Below are 18445 nucleotides of genomic sequence, written 5' to 3' on the forward strand. Positions count from 1 at the left end.
ACAGGAAGGTCTTTTTTTAGGCTACAAAATAAATGATCAGTATAAATCCTTACTACATATCTTATTTTTCCTTCAGAATATATGGTGCATTTTACCTTTTTGCTATATGATAAATGTCGATTCACCCCGAGATTAGGCAACACATATTCTGGAGTGATATCAAGTAACAGAACGACAACAGAAAAACAAAAGATATAATATGTATAAATTTACATATGTTTAGGCTGGAGGGATCAGGATGTATTGTCACATATGCGGCACGAAAAATAGCTCTGGGGAAGACCACTGTCAGAAGTGTGGAACCCGATTGAAACAAGATAGCTCCACAGAGGAGCAAATCTGGTCGGAGCCATCAGGACTGGAGCCACGTAATGCATCTGCAACCGGAACGGTGAGCAAGCGCAAGAGCAGTCCATTTGTATGGATTATCCCACTGCTACTTGCAGCAATTATGGGGGCGCTGTTAGCGTATTATTATAATCAAGAGAATCTGATTAACGCTCATGTGAAGACACTGCATCTTGAGGCAGAGAAGGCTGCACTGGACGGGAAATATTCAGAAGCTCTGGAGTTGCTGGACAAAGCCCTCGCTCAAAGACCGAATGTAGGAGCACTCGTTCAGGATCGTAAAATTACAGAGCAAGCGAACAACTTACTAAAACAAATGGACGAAGCCGCGAATCTGCTCAAAACAGGTAAGCTGTCGGAAGCGGACAAAATGATTCAAACCGCGGCTAAAACATTAAACGAACGCCAAGAGCCGGTGTTTGATAAGGTAAGGTCAGCGTTGAACAATCGAAAGGTGACCCTGGCTGTTTTGAAAGTGAAAAAGGAAATTGATCAGTTAACAACCGTCGAGGCACTCGCTGAAAAACTCAAAACGATCTCCAATCTGAACGGTAAGGAAGCCGAAGTTGTGAAAAAGCAGATTACCGATAAGCTGGCAGGTATCAGTTATAAGCAGGCGGAGCAGCAAGTGAAGAAGCGTGATTTTACAGCAGCACTGCAAACCGTGGACAACGGATTATCTTATGCGCCTGAGGATCAGAAGCTGACTAAATACCGGGATGAAGTGTTGCGTGAGAAGAAAGCTTTTGAGCAGGCAGAGGAAGAACGGATTCGACTTGCAGAACAGCAAGCAGCTGAAGAAGAACTTCGCAATCGTACAGGGGCTGTATACGTAACGGATCTGTCTGCTAAGCTGGATGAGTATGGAGACTTGTATATCAGCGGGTCGGTGTTTAATCAGGGAACACGCCCTATATCATCCGTGGCGCTTATCGTTAGCATCAATGCCTCCAATGGCGATTACATCGGTGAGACAGATGTTTATGTATACCCAGCTATATTGGATGTAGGCGAAGAAGGATATTTTGAAACCTACTATTATGGGGTATATGAAGCCGCGAATGTGACAGTTACGAATGCATCATGGTATGTGGAGTAGGAGGACGACAAAATGAGCAAACGTGTATGGGGAACGATCATTTCCAGTGCAATAATTATTGTTGCTGGTGCTGGAGGCGTATTTTGGATTCACCAGCATACAGCAGATGAGATGGCGCTAGCTCCCAAACTGGCTGTGGCTTCCTCGAAACAGGCGGATCAACCCAAAGTAAAAACAACATCTAAAACCACAGAAAAGAAAACGCGTAAACAGATTATTGAAGATAGTCAGCGAAAAGTAGTTACGATTGAAAGTAGCGATGGTCTGGGCTCAGGCTTCTTATATAATAACAAGGGCGATGTCATCACTAATGCGCATGTCGTCGAGGGTTCCAAAGAAGTGACGATTCGCACCTTGGATCATCAGGAATATCGGGGTACAGTGATTGGTTTTGGCGAAGAGACGGATGTTGCTGTTGTCAGAGTCCCTGATCTTGTGAAAATGGAACCTCTGCCTATTGCTTCAGCCAAAGCGGAGGTTGGTGATGAAATTCTGGCACTGGGCAGTCCGCTGGGTTTTGAAAATACGGTAACTACCGGCATTATTAGCGGGCTTGATCGCAGTTTTGAAATCCCGCCTTATATTTATACCAACTTGTATCAGATATCTGCTCCGATTACTAACGGTAACAGCGGCGGTCCGCTGATCAACGCGGAAACGGGAGAAGTGCTGGGGATTAATTCGACGGTGGTTAAACAGGAAGGTGGACTGGGGTTCAGCATTCCTATCACCAGTGTATTGAAGCAGGTGCAACAATGGTCAGAGCGCTCACCTGATACCAAAGGGGCACAAACGGTAAGGGACTCATCTTCGCAGACGTCGTCCGCTGCTTTATCTGAAGCGGAAGCACTGGTTGCTGATTTTTACAACTACCTGAACATGAGTGATTATGTATCGGCCTATGCGTTGCTCGGAAGTGATTGGCAGAAGGGCACAAGTTACGCTAAATTTCGTGAAGGCTATACGTATACGAGCTATGTTAGTGTGGAGAAAATTTCGTCTGCGAGTACGAGTAAGGAAGAGATGGAAGTGAGCGGTGTGATCGCTGCCGAGGAGCGCAAGGATGGGGAATACGTAACGACTCAATATAACGTGACATATCAGGTCGGATACGAGAATGGCCAATTAAAGATATTACATGGACAGGGTAAAAAGAAGAAATAAATGGATTCGTGAATAAAAGGAGGGCTTGCCACATGGCGGGTTCTCCTTTTTATATTGCGGATTAGACATATATTTGCTAGAATACAGAACGAATGTTCAGTATATAAGAATGGAGTGAAGTGAGTGAGTTTGAATAAAAAGCAGCTCCAGTCCGAGCAGACCAAGAAAAAACTTGCGGATGCATCCAAAGCCCTTTTTGTACAAAAAGGATATAAAGCAACGTCTATTGAGGACATCGTCGCGGCGACTGGAAGTAGCAAGGGAAATATATATTATCATTTCAAAAGCAAAGAAGGGCTCTTCCTCTATCTCATTGATGAATGGGATCGGGAGTGGGAAGCAAGCTGGAAATCAAAAGTTCATCTGTATCACACTTCCACCGAGAAAATCTATGGACTGGCGGAACAGCTCATTATGGATGATATCAACCATCCTTTAACAAAAGCGGCTGATGAGTTCTTCACTGGAGAGAAAAAAGAGAATGATATTGAAGAACGAATCGCAGTATTGTTTGAGCGGCATATCCAATTCAATAAGCAGCTGATTCAAGAAGGAATAGACAGCGGGGAGTTCAATGATCAGAATGTAGAGCATCTTGCGTTGATTTTGGAAAGTACCATTATAGGGCTTAGTCAAATGTCGCGTAAGCTGGAACCGGGCGAGGCTCTTGCGTTGTATCGTCAGGCCGCCAGTGTATTTCTGCACGGGATTGCCAAGGATAAACAGCATAATTAGACAACGATGGAGGATGGAATCATGGCTTTACTGACACGTAACAGGGGCGCGTTGCTGCTGTTGATGTTGAATATTTTTCTCGTATTTATGGGTATTGGTCTGGTTGTGCCGATCATGCCTGCTTACATGAACTTGCTTCATATTACGGGCTTTACGATGGGACTTCTGTTCGCGGCGTTCTCTTTCACACAGTTTTTGTTCTCTCCAGCAGCAGGTCGTTGGTCAGACCAGTGGGGACGCAAAAAGATTATCGTATTCGGGATGCTGATCTTTGCGGTATCAGAATTTATGTTCGGTGCGGTGAACGCGCCTTATCTGCTCTTCGCAGCCCGAATGCTGGGCGGTATTGGCGCGGCGTTGATCTTTCCTGCGGTTATGGCCTATACGGCTGATATCACAACGGAAGAAGAACGCGGTAAAGGCATGGGGCTTATTAATGCGGCCATTACAACAGGTTTTATCATCGGGCCAGGAATTGGCGGTTATATTGCCGAGTTCGGCATACGGGTTCCTTTTTATGCGGCAGGGGTTGCGGGTTTGCTCGCTGCAATCATTACACTGATTATCTTGCCTGAATCCGAGCGGAGCGCGAGTGAGCAGACTACACCTGAAACTAGCGGGGCAAAAGTAAAAGCACCAGGTATGGTATCTCAGCTTATCAATTCTTACCGGGAACCTTACTTTTTCAGTCTAATCATCGTATTTGTCATGGCTTTTGGTTTGGCTAACTACGAGACGGTATTCTCCCTGTTTGTGGATCACAAGTTTGGTTTCACGACCAAAGATATTGCGTTTATCATTACATTTGGTTCCATTGCTGGAGCAGTTGTGCAAGTATCCCTGATTGGCTGGTTGCTGAACACATTTGGGGAAAAGAAGGTTATTACGGTATGTTTGCTGTTTGTCTCCGTATTTGTATTACTAACCTTGTTCGTTCACACGTACTGGTTAATCGTTGTTGTAACGTTTATCGTCTTCTTGGGAATGGATATTTTACGCCCTGCAATCAGTACGCAGATGTCCAAGCTCGCTGAAGAACAACAGGGATTTGTGGCTGGGCTGAATTCCGCGTATACAAGTCTGGGCAACATCGCTGGACCCATCGTAGCTGGAGCGTTGTTTGATGTGAATATTAACTATCCGTATGTATCGGCTGCGGCGGTGCTTGGCATCTGTTTCTTATTATCCTTACGTGTGCTAAGAAGTGTTAAATCGGTACAAGAGCCAAAGGTTCAAGTGTAATTCTTCTAAATATAAAACGTGAACACTTCAAGTTTGGTATAATAAGAAATGCTGGAAGTGAATCACATGGGCTGAGTTACATTGGAACATTACCGAGGAAGATCATTTTTAGACATAGACAGGATTAATGGAGTGATAACATGAGCAAAGCAAAAGGTAAGGGCGGCACAGGCCGCGGAACGGGCAAAAAAGGTTGGAATCGCTGGCAAGCCAGTGCCAACCGAGCGAAAAGTGCTCCTAAGCCTTATAAAAGCAAGGGAACCAAGAATAAGGAAAACGCTGAGTCTGCTACGGATAAGTCCAACTAAATGGACAGGGGAAGAGGCGGAGTGGAATCAAGTGTGTAGTTTTTCAGAGAAACAGCAGTTTTTGGATGTGGTATTCATATCTGAAGAACTGTTGTTTTTTTTATGAAGGCATAGGGGAAATAGATTTTTAAGAAGGCTTTTTATTATAGAGAGAGATATAAATATTAGTTTCTCTTCGTTTAGTTCTTAAGGTAAACGGCTGGTATCATAAGACAATGTGACTTTAAAAACAAAGTGTTTATATATTGAGTAAACAACATCTCAAAATTTAATCCTAAATATGGAAAATTAAATTTAATAAATAATGCTTTACATGTGGTGGCGATACGTGGTATATTCTTATTCCGGCCAAGAAAACACAGCTTACACGGTGCGGCAAGCCATTGAAAACAAGCTTCGAAAGAAAATTGAAAAAAAAGAGCTTGCAAAGTTGGTTCGGACATGATATTATATAAGAGTTGCTGAAACGAACTGGTTTCGGTGGCGCAAACAAGTTTGATCTTTGAAAACTGAACAACGAGTGAGTAAACATTCTGCTTGCAGAATGACGTGAAGGTTTTTGGTACATGCCATCTGGCTGTATGGAAACTGGAACACAAATGAGATTTTTAATCTCGTCAGATTCAAAATGAGCTTATCGCTCTTTTCAATACCCCGATGAGTTTCACCGCGTTTAACGACGCTGACGAAATTCATCTTTATTGGAGAGTTTGATCCTGGCTCAGGACGAACGCTGGCGGCATGCCTAATACATGCAAGTCGAGCGGACTTGAAGAGAAGCTTGCTTCTCTGATGGTTAGCGGCGGACGGGTGAGTAACACGTAGGCAACCTGCCCTCAAGCTTGGGACAACTACCGGAAACGGTAGCTAATACCGAATACTTGTTTTCTTCGCCTGAAGAGAACTGGAAAGACGGAGCAATCTGTCACTTGGGGATGGGCCTGCGGCGCATTAGCTAGTTGGTGAGGTAACGGCTCACCAAGGCGACGATGCGTAGCCGACCTGAGAGGGTGATCGGCCACACTGGGACTGAGACACGGCCCAGACTCCTACGGGAGGCAGCAGTAGGGGATCTTCCGCAATGGGCGAAAGCCTGACGGAGCAATGCCGCGTGAGTGATGAAGGTTTTCGGATCGTAAAGCTCTGTTGCCAGGGAAGAACGCTTGAGAGAGTAACTGCTCTCAAGGTGACGGTACCTGAGAAGAAAGCCCCGGCTAACTACGTGCCAGCAGCCCGCGGTAATACGTAGGGGGCAAGCGTTGTCCGGAATTATTGGGCGTAAAGCGCGCGCAGGCGGTCATGTAAGTCTGGTGTTTAATCCCGGGGCTCAACCCCGGATCGCACTGGAAACTGTGTGACTTGAGTGCAGAAGAGGAGAGTGGAATTCCACGTGTAGCGGTGAAATGCGTAGAGATGTGGAGGAACACCAGTGGCGAAGGCGACTCTCTGGGCTGTAACTGACGCTGAGGCGCGAAAGCGTGGGGAGCAAACAGGATTAGATACCCTGGTAGTCCACGCCGTAAACGATGAGTGCTAGGTGTTAGGGGTTTCGATACCCTTGGTGCCGAAGTTAACACATTAAGCACTCCGCCTGGGGAGTACGGTCGCAAGACTGAAACTCAAAGGAATTGACGGGGACCCGCACAAGCAGTGGAGTATGTGGTTTAATTCGAAGCAACGCGAAGAACCTTACCAGGTCTTGACATCCAACTAACGAGGCAGAGATGCGTTAGGTGCCCTTCGGGGAAAGTTGAGACAGGTGGTGCATGGTTGTCGTCAGCTCGTGTCGTGAGATGTTGGGTTAAGTCCCGCAACGAGCGCAACCCTTATATTTAGTTGCCAGCACTTCGGGTGGGCACTCTAGATAGACTGCCGGTGACAAACCGGAGGAAGGTGGGGATGACGTCAAATCATCATGCCCCTTATGACCTGGGCTACACACGTACTACAATGGCCGGTACAACGGGCTGCGAAATCGCGAGATGGAGCCAATCCCAACAAAGCCGGTCTCAGTTCGGATTGCAGGCTGCAACTCGCCTGCATGAAGTCGGAATTGCTAGTAATCGCGGATCAGCATGCCGCGGTGAATACGTTCCCGGGTCTTGTACACACCGCCCGTCACACCACGAGAGTTTATAACACCCGAAGTCGGTGGGGTAACCGCAAGGAGCCAGCCGCCGAAGGTGGGATAGATGATTGGGGTGAAGTCGTAACAAGGTAGCCGTATCGGAAGGTGCGGCTGGATCACCTCCTTTCTATGGAGAATCGTTTCCCGCGTGGAAACATTCAAATATGCAGCTTAGCTGCAAACCACTCACTCGTTGCTCAGTTTTGAGAGCTCAAACTCTCAAAACTTCTCGTTGATTCGACCGACACATCCGTGAACGGCCCGAACCAAACGATTTGTTCTTTGAAAACTAGATATCGAAACGAAACAAACGCGAATTAGAACATTCCTTTTTAGCTGAACTTGTGTATAACAAGTTTCAATAAAAACGGTAGATAATGCAATTGCGATGGTATCGGGTGGGAGCGACTTTTGGCTTTGGACGTAGTCCAAAACAAGGGAAGCGAGCAGACGAAACCGGAGCATATGGTTAAGCTACTAAGAGCACACGGAGGATGCCTAGGCGCTAGGAGCCGATGAAGGACGTGGCGAACAACGAAACTGCCTCGGGGAGCTGTAAGCAAGCTTTGATCCGGGGATGTCCGAATGGGGAAACCCAGCTGGGGTAATTTCCAGTTACTCATAACTGAATACATAGGTTATGTAGAGGCATACCAGGGGAACTGAAACATCTAAGTACCCTGAGGAAGAGAAAACAATAGTGATTCCGTCAGTAGCGGCGAGCGAACGCGGAGAAGCCCAAACCAAGGAGCTTGCTCTTTGGGGTTGTGGGACGTCTCACATGGAGTTACAAAGGAACCGGTTAAGCGAAGAGGTCTGGAAAGGCCCGCCAAAGAAGGTAAAAGCCCTGTAATTGAAAGTCTGTTCCCTCCGAGACGGATCCCGAGTAGTGCGGGGCACGTGAAACCCCGTATGAATCCGGCAGGACCATCTGCCAAGGCTAAATACTTCCTAGCGACCGATAGTGAAGCAGTACCGTGAGGGAAAGGTGAAAAGCACCCCGGAAGGGGAGTGAAATAGAACCTGAAACCGTGTGCTTACAAAAAGTCAGAGCCCGTTTTAGGGGTGATGGCGTGCCTTTTGTAGAATGAACCGGCGAGTTACGTTCCCGTGCAAGGTTAAGGTGAAGAGCCGGAGCCGCAGCGAAAGCGAGTCTGAATAGGGCGACTATAGTACGTGGACGTAGACCCGAAACCGGGTGATCTACCCCTGTCCAGGGTGAAGGTGCGGTAACACGCACTGGAGGCCCGAACCCACGCATGTTGAAAAATGCGGGGATGAGGTGGGGGTAGCGGAGAAATTCCAATCGAACTCGGAGATAGCTGGTTCTCCCCGAAATAGCTTTAGGGCTAGCCTCGGAAAACAGAGTCGTGGAGGTAGAGCACTGATTGGGTGCGGGGCCCGCAAGGGTTACCAAGCTCAGTCAAACTCCGAATGCCATAGACTTACTTCCGGGAGTCAGACAGTGAGTGCTAAGATCCATTGTCAAAAGGGAAACAGCCCAGACCATCAGCTAAGGTCCCCAAGTGTGTGTTAAGTGGGAAAGGATGTGGAGTTGCACAGACAACCAGGATGTTGGCTTAGAAGCAGCCACCATTGAAAGAGTGCGTAATAGCTCACTGGTCGAGTGACTCTGCGCCGAAAATGTAACGGGGCTAAACACACCACCGAAGCTATGGCTTGATGCTTTGCATCAGGGGTAGGGGAGCGTTGTATAAGGGTTGAAGGTGTACCGTAAGGAGCGCTGGACATTATACAAGTGAGAATGCCGGTATGAGTAACGAAAAGATCAGTGAGAATCTGATCCGCCGAAAGCCTAAGGGTTCCTGAGGAAGGCTCGTCCGCTCAGGGTAAGTCGGGACCTAAGGCGAGGCCGAAAGGCGTAGTCGAAGGACAACAGGTCGAAATTCCTGTACCACCGTAAATCGTTACGAGCGATGGGGGGACGCAGTAGGGTAGTGACGCAGGCTGATGGATGCCTGTCCAAGCAGTGAGGCTGGTTAGTAGGCAAATCCGCTAACCGTAAGGCTGAGCTGTGATGGGGAGTGAAAATTACAGTAGCGAAGGTCATGATCTCACACTGCCAAGAAAAGCCTCTAGCCAGATGAAGGTGCCCGTACCGCAAACCGACACAGGTAGGCGAGAAGAGAATTCTAAGGCGCGCGGAAGAACTCTCGTTAAGGAACTCGGCAAAATGACCCCGTAACTTCGGGAGAAGGGGTGCCCCGGTAGTGTGAATAGCACGAGGGGGCCGCAGTGAAAAGGCCCAAGCGACTGTTTAGCAAAAACACAGGTCTGTGCGAAGCCGTAAGGCGAAGTATACGGGCTGACGCCTGCCCGGTGCTGGAAGGTTAAGGGGAGTGGTTAGGGAGCAATCCCGAAGCTGTGAACCGAAGCCCCAGTAAACGGCGGCCGTAACTATAACGGTCCTAAGGTAGCGAAATTCCTTGTCAGGTAAATTCTGACCCGCACGAATGGCGTAACGACTTGGGCGCTGTCTCAACGAGAGATCCGGTGAAATTTTAATACCTGTGAAGATGCAGGTTACCCGCGACAAGACGGAAAGACCCCATGGAGCTTTACTGCAGCTTGATATTGAATTTGGGTACGATCTGTACAGGATAGGTGGGAGCCTTTGAAGCGTGAGCGCCAGCTTGCGTGGAGGCACCGTTGGGATACCACCCTGATCGTATCTAGGTTCTAACCTGGTACCGTAAACCGGTGCGGGGACAGTGTCAGGTGGGCAGTTTGACTGGGGCGGTCGCCTCCTAAAGAGTAACGGAGGCGCCCAAAGGTTCCCTCAGAATGGTTGGAAATCATTCGAAGAGTGCAAAGGCATAAGGGAGCTTGACTGCGAGACCTACAAGTCGAGCAGGGACGAAAGTCGGGCTTAGTGATCCGGTGGTACCGCATGGAAGGGCCATCGCTCAACGGATAAAAGCTACCCTGGGGATAACAGGCTTATCTCCCCCAAGAGTCCACATCGACGGGGAGGTTTGGCACCTCGATGTCGGCTCATCGCATCCTGGGGCTGAAGTAGGTCCCAAGGGTTGGGCTGTTCGCCCATTAAAGCGGTACGCGAGCTGGGTTCAGAACGTCGTGAGACAGTTCGGTCCCTATCTGTCGTGGGCGTAGGAAATTTGAGAGGAGCTGTCCTTAGTACGAGAGGACCGGGATGGACGTACCGCTGGTGTACCAGTTGTTCCGCCAGGAGCACCGCTGGGTAGCTATGTACGGACGGGATAAGCGCTGAAAGCATCTAAGCGTGAAGCCCCCTCAAGATGAGATTTCCCAGTATGTAAGACCCCTTGAAGACGACGAGGTAGATAGGCTGGGGGTGGAAGTGCAGCAATGCATGGAGCTGACCAGTACTAATCGGTCGAGGGCTTATCCAATAGCAAGTTTTGATCGCGTGCGTTTCGTTTCGAATCTGGTTTTCAGAGAACAACACTCTGAATATGCGCTGAACCATTCATCCACACTGCTGTGATGGACCGAATGGAACGCGAATGCATTTGTTTCACAAATGCTCGTTTGGTGGCGATGGCGGAGGGGTTCCACACGTACCCATCCCGAACACGACCGTTAAGCCCTCTAGCGCCGATGGTACTTGGACCGCAGGGTCCTGGGAGAGTAGGACGCCGCCAAGCAAAGCAAAGGCACACTTGATGAAAATCAGGTGTGTTTTTTTTGTGTAGACGATTAAGTTTAAGCTAAATGAAATAAACAGTTTCATTATGATACGAAACAAGGTTGACGAAATACCCTTATTTTGACTAGGTTTATACATAAAATACTGTCCTTCCATTGTGCCAAGCTGTGATACAATAGGTGAGGTCTATATAGAAACGGAACACGCATAATTACGAGGAGGAACCGTAACACCATGAAATCAGCCCCGTTTATAGCTGTTGAAGGTCCGATTGGAGCGGGGAAAACAACGTTAGCTACGATGCTTTCCCAAGAATTGAATCTCCCATTGGTTAAAGAAATTGTCGAGGAGAATCCATTTTTGGCCTCCTTTTATCAAGATATCGACGAGTGGAGCTTCCAACTCGAAATGTTTTTTCTGTGTAACCGATTTAAGCAACTAGAAGATACCGGAGCACAATTTATTAAACAGAACAGCCCAGTCGTTTCGGATTATCATATTTATAAAAATTTGATCTTCGCTGAACGTACCTTAAAAGGAACGAAGCGGGATAAATACCGCCAAATCTATCATCTGTTAACGGATGACCTGCCCAAACCCAATCTGGTGCTCTACATTGAAGCTGAGCTGGATACATTGATGTACCGGATTAATAAGCGCGGGCGTTCCTTTGAGCAGGATATGGACCCTGCGTATATGGAGCAGTTAATTGCCGACTACAAAACAGGGATGGAGTATTTGGCCAATGGAACGAATCCGCCAGTCATTCTCAAGATTGATGCAGAGCAACTTGACTTTGTGGAACATCCTGAGGACTTCAGACAGATTGTTAATCAAGTAAAGGAGCTTATCATATGAATAACTATGGCATTCCAGCGAATGCATTAATTACAGTAGCAGGAACGGTAGGGGTGGGGAAGTCCACACTGACGGCGGCACTTGCAGATCGATTGAATTTCAAAACATCGCTTGAGCAGGTTGATCATAATCCGTATTTGGAAAAGTTTTACCATGACTTTGAACGCTGGAGTTTTCATCTGCAGATTTATTTCCTCGCTGAACGTTTTAAAGAACAGAAAAAGATTTTTGAATTGGGCGGTGGTTTTGTACAGGATCGCTCCATCTATGAGGATACGGGCATCTTTGCACAGATGCATGCCGATCAGGGCACGATGTCTGCTACCGACTTTGAGACGTATAGTAGCTTGTTTGAAGCGATGGTCATGACGCCTTATTTTCCACACCCGGATGTTCTGATCTATCTGGAAGGCAGTTTACCATCGATTCTGAACCGGATTAACGAACGTGGTCGTGAAATGGAGATTCAGACAGACCGCTCGTATTGGGAGCACATGCATGAGCGCTATTCCGTATGGATTAACCGGTTTACAGCTTGCCCAGTACTGCGCTTGAACATTGATGAATATGATGTGCATGATTCGGCTTCAGTCGATGCTATTCTGGAGCAGATTGCAGCTGTTATTAAGCCTTTCAAAGAAGCGCAGGTATAATTTAAATATATTTACCCTATATAGGACAAGGATTAGGGGAAAATAGACATCCTCTTTTACAGTGATACAGGCTGTGGAAGGGGTGTCTTTTTTTGTTTTTTTTATAAGTTAATCTAAAAAAGGGATTTAGTTGATCAAGCTTTATTGGAATATGTATGTATATAGCTATTAAAATACAGAAAAATGTTGAAATTTGAAGCTTTTTGTGGTTTTATAGGGAAGGTGAATTCTGGAAATATAGTATAAGCATGACTCAGGAGGGAAAGACATCGTGGAAGAAAAGCAAGGAGTAAAGATTGGAATGCCGATTATCGGTGGTTTGATTGCTTTGCCATACTGGGAGGTGTGGTGTGGGCTGCGATTGCAGCTATGACGGAGTATGAGGTTGGACTTATTGCGATACTGGTTGGCGTGCTTTGCGGGTACGCTGTCGTGTTGTTCTCAAACAAAAAAATCTCAACGGTGCACAAGATTATTGCTGTTGTTTTCGCGATGGTGGGTATCTTGCTTGGTAAATACTTGACGGTGGTTTATTTTACATCTGAATTATTTACCGATGTGAGCATGTTGACTCTGGTATTTGACGGAGAAATGATTAGTGCGTTTGCAGAAACGATCCAAGAATACTTTAGCGAGCCTACAGACTGGTTGTTCATCGTTTTGGCGATTGTATCTGCTTGGCAAATTCCAGGCCGGATGGCGAAAACAAGTATGGCATCAGAAGCATCGACCTCGGATCAAGCACCAAGAGCGTAAGCAAAACATGAAGTTCTCGGAGTGGACATCAACATCAGGATGGTTCACATTGCGGCCGGGATTTCGATCGAGGGATCGGTGGAGATTATCAAAAGGACGTAACGCCTCAGGGGTTACGTCCTTTTTGATGTTATTGATTCTGATCGGCAAATACAGCCATGGCATGACACATGAATTGTGCCAGTCCCTCACCAAACTGATCGATATTCTTGGTGAAGCGTTCATCGTCTACGTACATCTGACCAAGTCCTTTGAAGGCTTCTGGGGAATAGTTCCCGATCTCATTCAGGTAAATGTACCATTGTTTAATCTCGCCCTGTACCTCGGCAGATTCGGGTGCTGTGTTGCGAATGGTCGCTAATCGTCTGAAGATATCATTCATCTGATTAGATCGTTCTTTTTGTTTGTCAGCCGGCTGGTTATTTAATTTCTGGTTTGCCTCATTGACGGCGTTGTCACCCCAGCGCTCGCGTGCTTCCTGTTCGTACGGATTTTGACTAAAATCAAAACCCTGAAATTGTTCTTTAGGGGTCATTTCAATCTCTCCTCTTAGATGTAATACGGTTTTATCGATGGTGGTAATCATTTGATCCAGACGCTGGCGTTTTTCCAGCAGAATGAGTTTGTGCATATTTAATGCTTCCTCCGCATCAAAGGCGGGGTCATCTAAAATGTTTTTGATTTCTTTTAGCGAGAAGCCGAGTTCTTTGAAAAATAAAATCTGCTGAAGTCGTTCCAGATTGGCATCCGAATACATTCGATATCCGGCATCAGTGACCTGATCTGGAATAAGTAGCCCGATCTCGTCATAGTGATGCAGTGTGCGCACACTGATTGAAGCCAGTTCGGAGACTTCTTTTACTTTCATGGCCATGGGTGAAACCTCCTTACACCATGAATTGTACAATGTCACGTTACGTGAGAGTCAATACGTTAATGATGTGAAAAAGGAGGATCATAGGAATTCAAAGCAAAGCTTGTGAAAAAGAAGGTTTTTCTTCGTTAACAAGCTTAATTACCTTTAATGCTGTATGCAAAACCCCTGCTCATTTCTGTAAGCTTAATAAAGATAGCAAGTGAACATTCGAGCTATCCAAAATACAGAATAAAGGGGCTTTCATTGTGATTTCAAACGAGATGTATTCCATTAAAGATGATACATATGTCCAAAAACAAAGTCTTCCATGGGCGGCTCTACTGGCGTTAGCTATGGCAGGATTTATCTGCATACTTACTGAAAGCCTGCCTGCTGGGCTACTCCCTCAGATTGCCATGGGTCTTGGCATAACGCAGGCAAAAGCCGGACAACTTGTTACGTTGTATGCTGCAGGCTCTCTGGCGGCGGCAATTCCACTGACTGTGGCAACTCGCGGGTGGAGACGTAGACCTCTTTTGCTGCTATGTATTATAGGCTTTCTCTTATTTAACACGGTGACTGCCTTATCTTCGGTATATGTTATAACGTTGATTGCACGTTTTTGTGCAGGAGTAGCGCGGGGGTGCTATGGGGAATGACCGCTGGATATGCACGTCGGATGGTGCCAGAGTCATTAAAAGGAAAAGCTATAGCCGTTGCTATGGCAGGTACACCTTTGGCATTAGCGCTTGGTGTTCCGATCGGTACTTTTTTTGAACGTATGTAAGCTGGCGTTTAATCTTTGGAACGATATCTATATTGACGCTCGCGCTTATCGTATGGGTGTTCTGGAAAGTTCCAGATTATGAAGGCGAGGTCAAGCAGAATCAACTCTCACTGCATAAAATCCTGTTTCTTCCTGGAATCCGGCCTATTTTATTTGTGGTGCTTGCCTGGGTGTTAGCCCATAATATTTTGTATACTTACATTTCTCCTTTTCTGGAAAATACAGCACTGGCCCATAGAGTTGATCTGATTTTACTCCTATTTGGCGTAACTTCAGTGGTGGGTATTTGGATTATTGGACTGCTGATTGATCGCTACTTAAGGATACTGGTGCTATTAAGTGTTGCGATATTTGCTTTTGCCTCAGCGGCGATGGCAATCTGGAGCAATCAGCCGGCTGTTATCATTATAGGGGTGATTGCATGGGGATTGACCTTTGGCGGAGCGGCAACGTTACTCCAAACAGCTATTGCACATGCAGGAGGCCGCAGTGCCGATATCGCCCAATCGATGTTGGTAACGGCATGGAATCTAGGGATCGGTGCGGGAGGTATGGTTGGTGCTATCCTGCTTCATTGGAGCGGAGCTAGATTCCTGCCGGGTTCCTTGGTGATATTGTTGTTTATCGCTCTTCTCATCACGTTGTGCTCTAAAAAACACGGATTTCCTAGTTCACCTTGAAATGGTGATATCTAAAATAGAAAAGATGAATGGTTAGGATTCCTTTGAGATCAGGAACTGGGGTTCATCAATTAGGTTTTTGGATGCAATAGGCGAGGACATTGCGATAAGTGTAGTATAGGTTCCGTATTTGTCACATTGATTTCCGAATGCCTCTAAGTCTGCAATAGAATCTGTCATGACTTTCAATAAATAATTGTGTTCTCCACTGACGCGATAACATTCTACAACTTCGGGCGACATACGGCAGAAATCAAGGAAAGCAGTGCATTCTCTAGTCTGAAATAGTAGATAGGATGTACTCTGTTTTCCTAATTTTTGCGGATTAATGATGGTGCGGTACCCTTCAATAACACCACTTTCCTCCAGTCGTTTTACACGTTCCGTGACGGCTGGCTGTGAAAGTCCCACCAATTTTCCTAATTCGGTCATGGACAATCTGGCTTGGTTTTCCATATGAAACAGGATGTTTCTATCGATCTGATCCATAAACTCACTTCCTTTTATTCTATAGGTGATTTTTCGGAGATGTTTTTATATTCATAGTAATTAAAAGATAATGATTTGTAAATGTGAAGCTTTATAGTAGGAATGATTTATATATTAAATATGTTTGGGATGGAAGGGAGGGGGATGAGATCGATATGTGCGTGATGCAAGGTGGGAAGAAGGTGAGAAAGGCGAAAGGATTTAAAGGATGCAGAAGGAGGTATGTGGCGCTAGAGGATGACCAGTTTGCGGAAGGATAAGGATAAAAGATGTATAGGTTGCAGAACGAGGCAAAGGAGGCGAAGAATAAAACAAGAATGCAGAGGCTGAAGACCGAGTGGTTGCGGCCTTTGCATTATCGGGCAGGGAGCATGGCTATGCCTGCTTCCTGCGGGTGATCGCAGCGAGCTGTGCAGTCGCCGCGTGCACATCGGCCGCGCCCGCGATGGCGGAGATGACGGCTACGCCGTCGGCTCCAGCCGCCATCACGGCGGCCGCGGTATCGGGCGTAATGCCGCCGATACCGACCACCGGAACTGCGATGCCTGCGGCGCGCAGTTCCGCAACCCCGGCGGGGCCCAGCACAGCGTGGGCATCCGCTTTGGAGCGCGTCGGGTACATCGGCCCGACGCCAAGATAGTCTGCGCCCGCCTGCACGGCACGGCGGGCTTCAAGGGCGGAGTGGGCGGATACGCCAAGCATCCGCCCTTCTCCAATGCGGGCGCGTACCAGCGCCGCGTCCGCATCGTCCTGGCCGACGTGCACACCGTCGGCCTCCACCGCCACAGCCAGCTCCACATCATCGTTCACGATGAACGGTATCCCGTGCTGGCTGCACACCTCACGAAGCCGCAGCGCAAGCGTTCTGCGGGCTTCGCCTGCCTGTGCACCAGTTCCCTTCTCTCGGAACTGGAACAGCGTGATGCCGCCAGTGATCGCCTGGCGGAGCACCTCCACCGGGTCTCGCGTCGTATTGACGCTACCCATCACCAAATACAACTGCAGCGCACGGCGCACCGCTTCCGCATCCCATCTACGCATCAGCGTTCACCCCGCTGTCTGCGCTGGTACGCAAAGTGATTCGTTGGCCCGTGCCCGGTCCCGAATCCCAGCTCATCTTCAATGGCTGCCTGAATGAATGCTCGCGCGGTCGTAACGGCAGCCAGAATAGGGGCACCCTTCGCCAGTTCCGCCGTAATGGCAGCAGAGAACGTGCAGCCGGTTCCATGGGTATGACGTGTCATAACACGAAGGTTCTCCAAATAATGAAAGGAATGCCCGTCATACAGGACATCGATAACCGTACCGCTTCCCGTATCATGTCCTCCTTTAATCAAGGCATATGTTGAACCCATCTGCACCAATTGCTTTGCGGCTTCCTCGCGCTCACTCAGGTTCCGAATCGAACTCCCGATAAGTAGTTCGGCTTCGGGAATGTTAGGTGTGATAACCAAAGCAAGAGGCAGCAGATCTTCCACAAGTGCTTGCACAGCCTCCTGCTGGAGCAGAGGTGCACCTCCTTTGGCAACCATCACGGGATCAATAACCAGATTTGACCAGTCATATTGCTGACATTTTGCCGCAACAAGACGAATAATCTCGGCACTATACAGCATACCTGTCTTGATGGTACGCGGCTGAAAGTCGACTCCCGTTGAATCAAGTTGCTGGGCAATGCCGTCGTAATCAATCGGAAACACGCCTTGAACCCCTGTAGTGTTCTGAGCGGCGATTGCAGTAATGACCGTCATGCCGTATACACCAAGTTCTTGAAAGGTTTTGAGATCTGCCTGAATTCCTGCACCGCCGCCGTTATCAGACCCGGCAATCGTTAACGCTTGAGCAATATTCATCACACACCTCCACGAATCTGACGGATTTGTGCATGCTCGGAGAACAGCGAAGGTGTAATCTGCGCCAGTTGATTTAACAATTCAATCTGGAAGCTGCCTGGCCCCTGATGAGCCGTTCGTGCTGCAGCCTGTTCAGCGGCTACACCGTAGGTTGAGACAGCTTCCACCACACTGTTCAGCATGTCGCGCCCCGGCTCGGCAATCGCTGCAAAAGCACCAATGACTGAGCTTAGCAGACAGCCTGCCCCGGTAACTTGGGTGAGCAATGCATGTCCGTTGCTTGTGAGGAAAGTATGATATCCGTCTGTAATAATGTCGTACTGGCCCGTAATAACGACAATACAGTCAAGTTGTTGCGCGGCCTTCTCCGCAATGCTAATCCGATCACCCTCGCCAACCCCAGCGTCCACACCTTTGATATTCCATGGCACACCAATGACATGGGCCACTTCGGCGACATTGCCTCTTAATACGGTAAGACGAAGCTCACGAACCAGCATTTGTACCGTATCGGTGCGATATGTCGTGGCTCCTGCACCAACAGGATCAAGGACAACAGGCACATGATGTGCATTGGCTGATTGTCCGGCTAGACGTATCGCTTGAACGACCTTTTCATCCAATGTGCCGATGTTCAGAACCACCGCGCCAGCCATTCGAGCGACGTCAGCGACTTCTTCATGAGCATAGGCCATAAACGGAGAGGCTCCGAGGGCAAGCAGACCATTTGCGGTAAAAGGGGCAACCACAAGGTTGGTAATATTATGAACCAAAGGATTGAGTGAACGTACACGTTCAAGATAAGACATCCAAATGACCTCCTTATTTTCAAATGAT

General features: G+C 47.7%; 13 protein-coding genes, 3 rRNA genes and 1 pseudogene. 12 read left to right on the top strand and 5 right to left on the bottom strand.

The genetic code is table 11. The features are described from left to right. Positions 1-238 precede the first annotated feature (238 nt). The 11 genes from MHI38_RS20750 (at position 239) to MHI38_RS20800 (ending at position 12943) form a co-directional block, all read left to right on the top strand. Positions 239-1447 (top strand): hypothetical protein, encoded by a 1209-nt coding sequence (locus MHI38_RS20750; protein WP_154891693.1) that lies wholly within the window; start codon positions 239-241, stop codon positions 1445-1447. 12 nt (positions 1448-1459) lie between these two features. Then, the gene (locus tag MHI38_RS20755; RefSeq protein WP_154891694.1) at positions 1460-2611 is read left to right on the top strand and encodes a S1C family serine protease; all 1152 of its coding nucleotides are present in this window, start codon (positions 1460-1462) and stop codon (positions 2609-2611) included. Positions 2612-2740: 129 nt separating this feature from the next. After that, positions 2741-3346 carry a TetR/AcrR family transcriptional regulator gene (locus MHI38_RS20760; RefSeq protein WP_154985244.1) on the top strand — a complete coding sequence of 202 codons (606 nt, stop codon included), beginning with the start codon at positions 2741-2743 and terminating at the stop codon, positions 3344-3346. A 21-nt stretch (positions 3347-3367) separates the two neighbouring features. Continuing rightward, positions 3368-4588 carry an MFS transporter gene (locus MHI38_RS20765; RefSeq protein WP_090923097.1) on the top strand — a complete coding sequence of 407 codons (1221 nt, stop codon included), beginning with the start codon at positions 3368-3370 and terminating at the stop codon, positions 4586-4588. A 140-nt stretch (positions 4589-4728) separates the two neighbouring features. Continuing rightward, the gene (locus tag MHI38_RS20770; protein ID WP_154891696.1) at positions 4729-4896 is read left to right on the top strand and encodes a DUF3934 family protein; all 168 of its coding nucleotides are present in this window, start codon (positions 4729-4731) and stop codon (positions 4894-4896) included. Positions 4897-5594: 698 nt separating this feature from the next. Next, positions 5595-7151: ribosomal RNA gene (locus tag MHI38_RS20775) — 16S ribosomal RNA — on the top strand. A 340-nt stretch (positions 7152-7491) separates the two neighbouring features. Next, a 23S ribosomal RNA gene (locus MHI38_RS20780) occupies positions 7492-10419 on the top strand. A gap of 138 nt (positions 10420-10557) precedes the next feature. Continuing rightward, positions 10558-10674: ribosomal RNA gene (rrf, locus tag MHI38_RS20785) — 5S ribosomal RNA — on the top strand. The 16S, 23S and 5S rRNA genes sit together here, the layout of an rRNA operon. 236 nt (positions 10675-10910) lie before the next feature. Then, complete coding sequence (locus MHI38_RS20790; RefSeq protein WP_090917349.1) at positions 10911-11534, top strand: deoxynucleoside kinase; 624 nt, start codon at positions 10911-10913, stop codon at positions 11532-11534. After that, a complete protein-coding gene (locus tag MHI38_RS20795; RefSeq protein WP_341181613.1) occupies positions 11531-12187 on the top strand; it encodes a deoxynucleoside kinase in 657 nt (218 codons plus the stop codon). The genes MHI38_RS20790 and MHI38_RS20795 overlap by 4 nt, the downstream gene beginning before the upstream one ends. A gap of 345 nt (positions 12188-12532) precedes the next feature. Next, on the top strand, positions 12533-12943 hold the full coding sequence (locus MHI38_RS20800) for a hypothetical protein (RefSeq protein WP_341181614.1): 411 nt from the start codon (positions 12533-12535) through the stop codon (positions 12941-12943). 130 nt (positions 12944-13073) lie between these two features. On the opposite strand, the gene MHI38_RS20805 is transcribed toward MHI38_RS20800, so the two are convergent. Further along, positions 13074-13817, bottom strand: coding sequence for a MerR family transcriptional regulator (locus MHI38_RS20805; RefSeq protein ID WP_341181615.1), 744 nt, complete (start codon positions 13815-13817; stop codon positions 13074-13076). Positions 13818-14080: 263 nt separating this feature from the next. On the opposite strand from MHI38_RS20805, the pseudogene MHI38_RS20810 reads away from it, so the two are divergent. Next, positions 14081-15266 (top strand): annotated as a pseudogene (locus tag MHI38_RS20810) (MFS transporter). A 33-nt stretch (positions 15267-15299) separates the two neighbouring features. On the opposite strand, the gene MHI38_RS20815 reads toward MHI38_RS20810, so the two are convergent. The 4 genes from MHI38_RS20815 to thiM all read right to left on the bottom strand — a co-directional run bounded on the left by MHI38_RS20815 (position 15300) and on the right by thiM (position 18417). Next, positions 15300-15755 carry an Lrp/AsnC family transcriptional regulator gene (locus tag MHI38_RS20815; RefSeq protein WP_090917359.1) on the bottom strand — a complete coding sequence of 152 codons (456 nt, stop codon included), beginning with the start codon at positions 15753-15755 and terminating at the stop codon, positions 15300-15302. A 375-nt stretch (positions 15756-16130) separates the two neighbouring features. Next, on the bottom strand, positions 16131-16796 hold the full coding sequence (thiE, locus tag MHI38_RS20820; protein ID WP_341181616.1) for a thiamine phosphate synthase: 666 nt from the start codon (positions 16794-16796) through the stop codon (positions 16131-16133). Next, positions 16796-17608, bottom strand: coding sequence for a bifunctional hydroxymethylpyrimidine kinase/phosphomethylpyrimidine kinase (thiD, locus tag MHI38_RS20825; RefSeq protein ID WP_341181617.1), 813 nt, complete (start codon positions 17606-17608; stop codon positions 16796-16798). The genes thiE and thiD overlap by 1 nt, the downstream gene beginning before the upstream one ends. Continuing rightward, positions 17608-18417: a hydroxyethylthiazole kinase gene (gene thiM / locus MHI38_RS20830; protein WP_253497137.1), complete on the bottom strand. Its 810-nt coding sequence runs from the start codon at positions 18415-18417 to the stop codon at positions 17608-17610. Before thiM ends, thiD begins: the two co-directional genes overlap by 1 nt. Positions 18418-18445: the final 28 nt, after the last annotated feature.

Origin of the sequence: Paenibacillus sp. FSL K6-1558 (genome assembly GCF_038002565.1) — a bacterium.
Classification (GTDB): domain Bacteria; phylum Bacillota; class Bacilli; order Paenibacillales; family Paenibacillaceae; genus Paenibacillus; species Paenibacillus polysaccharolyticus.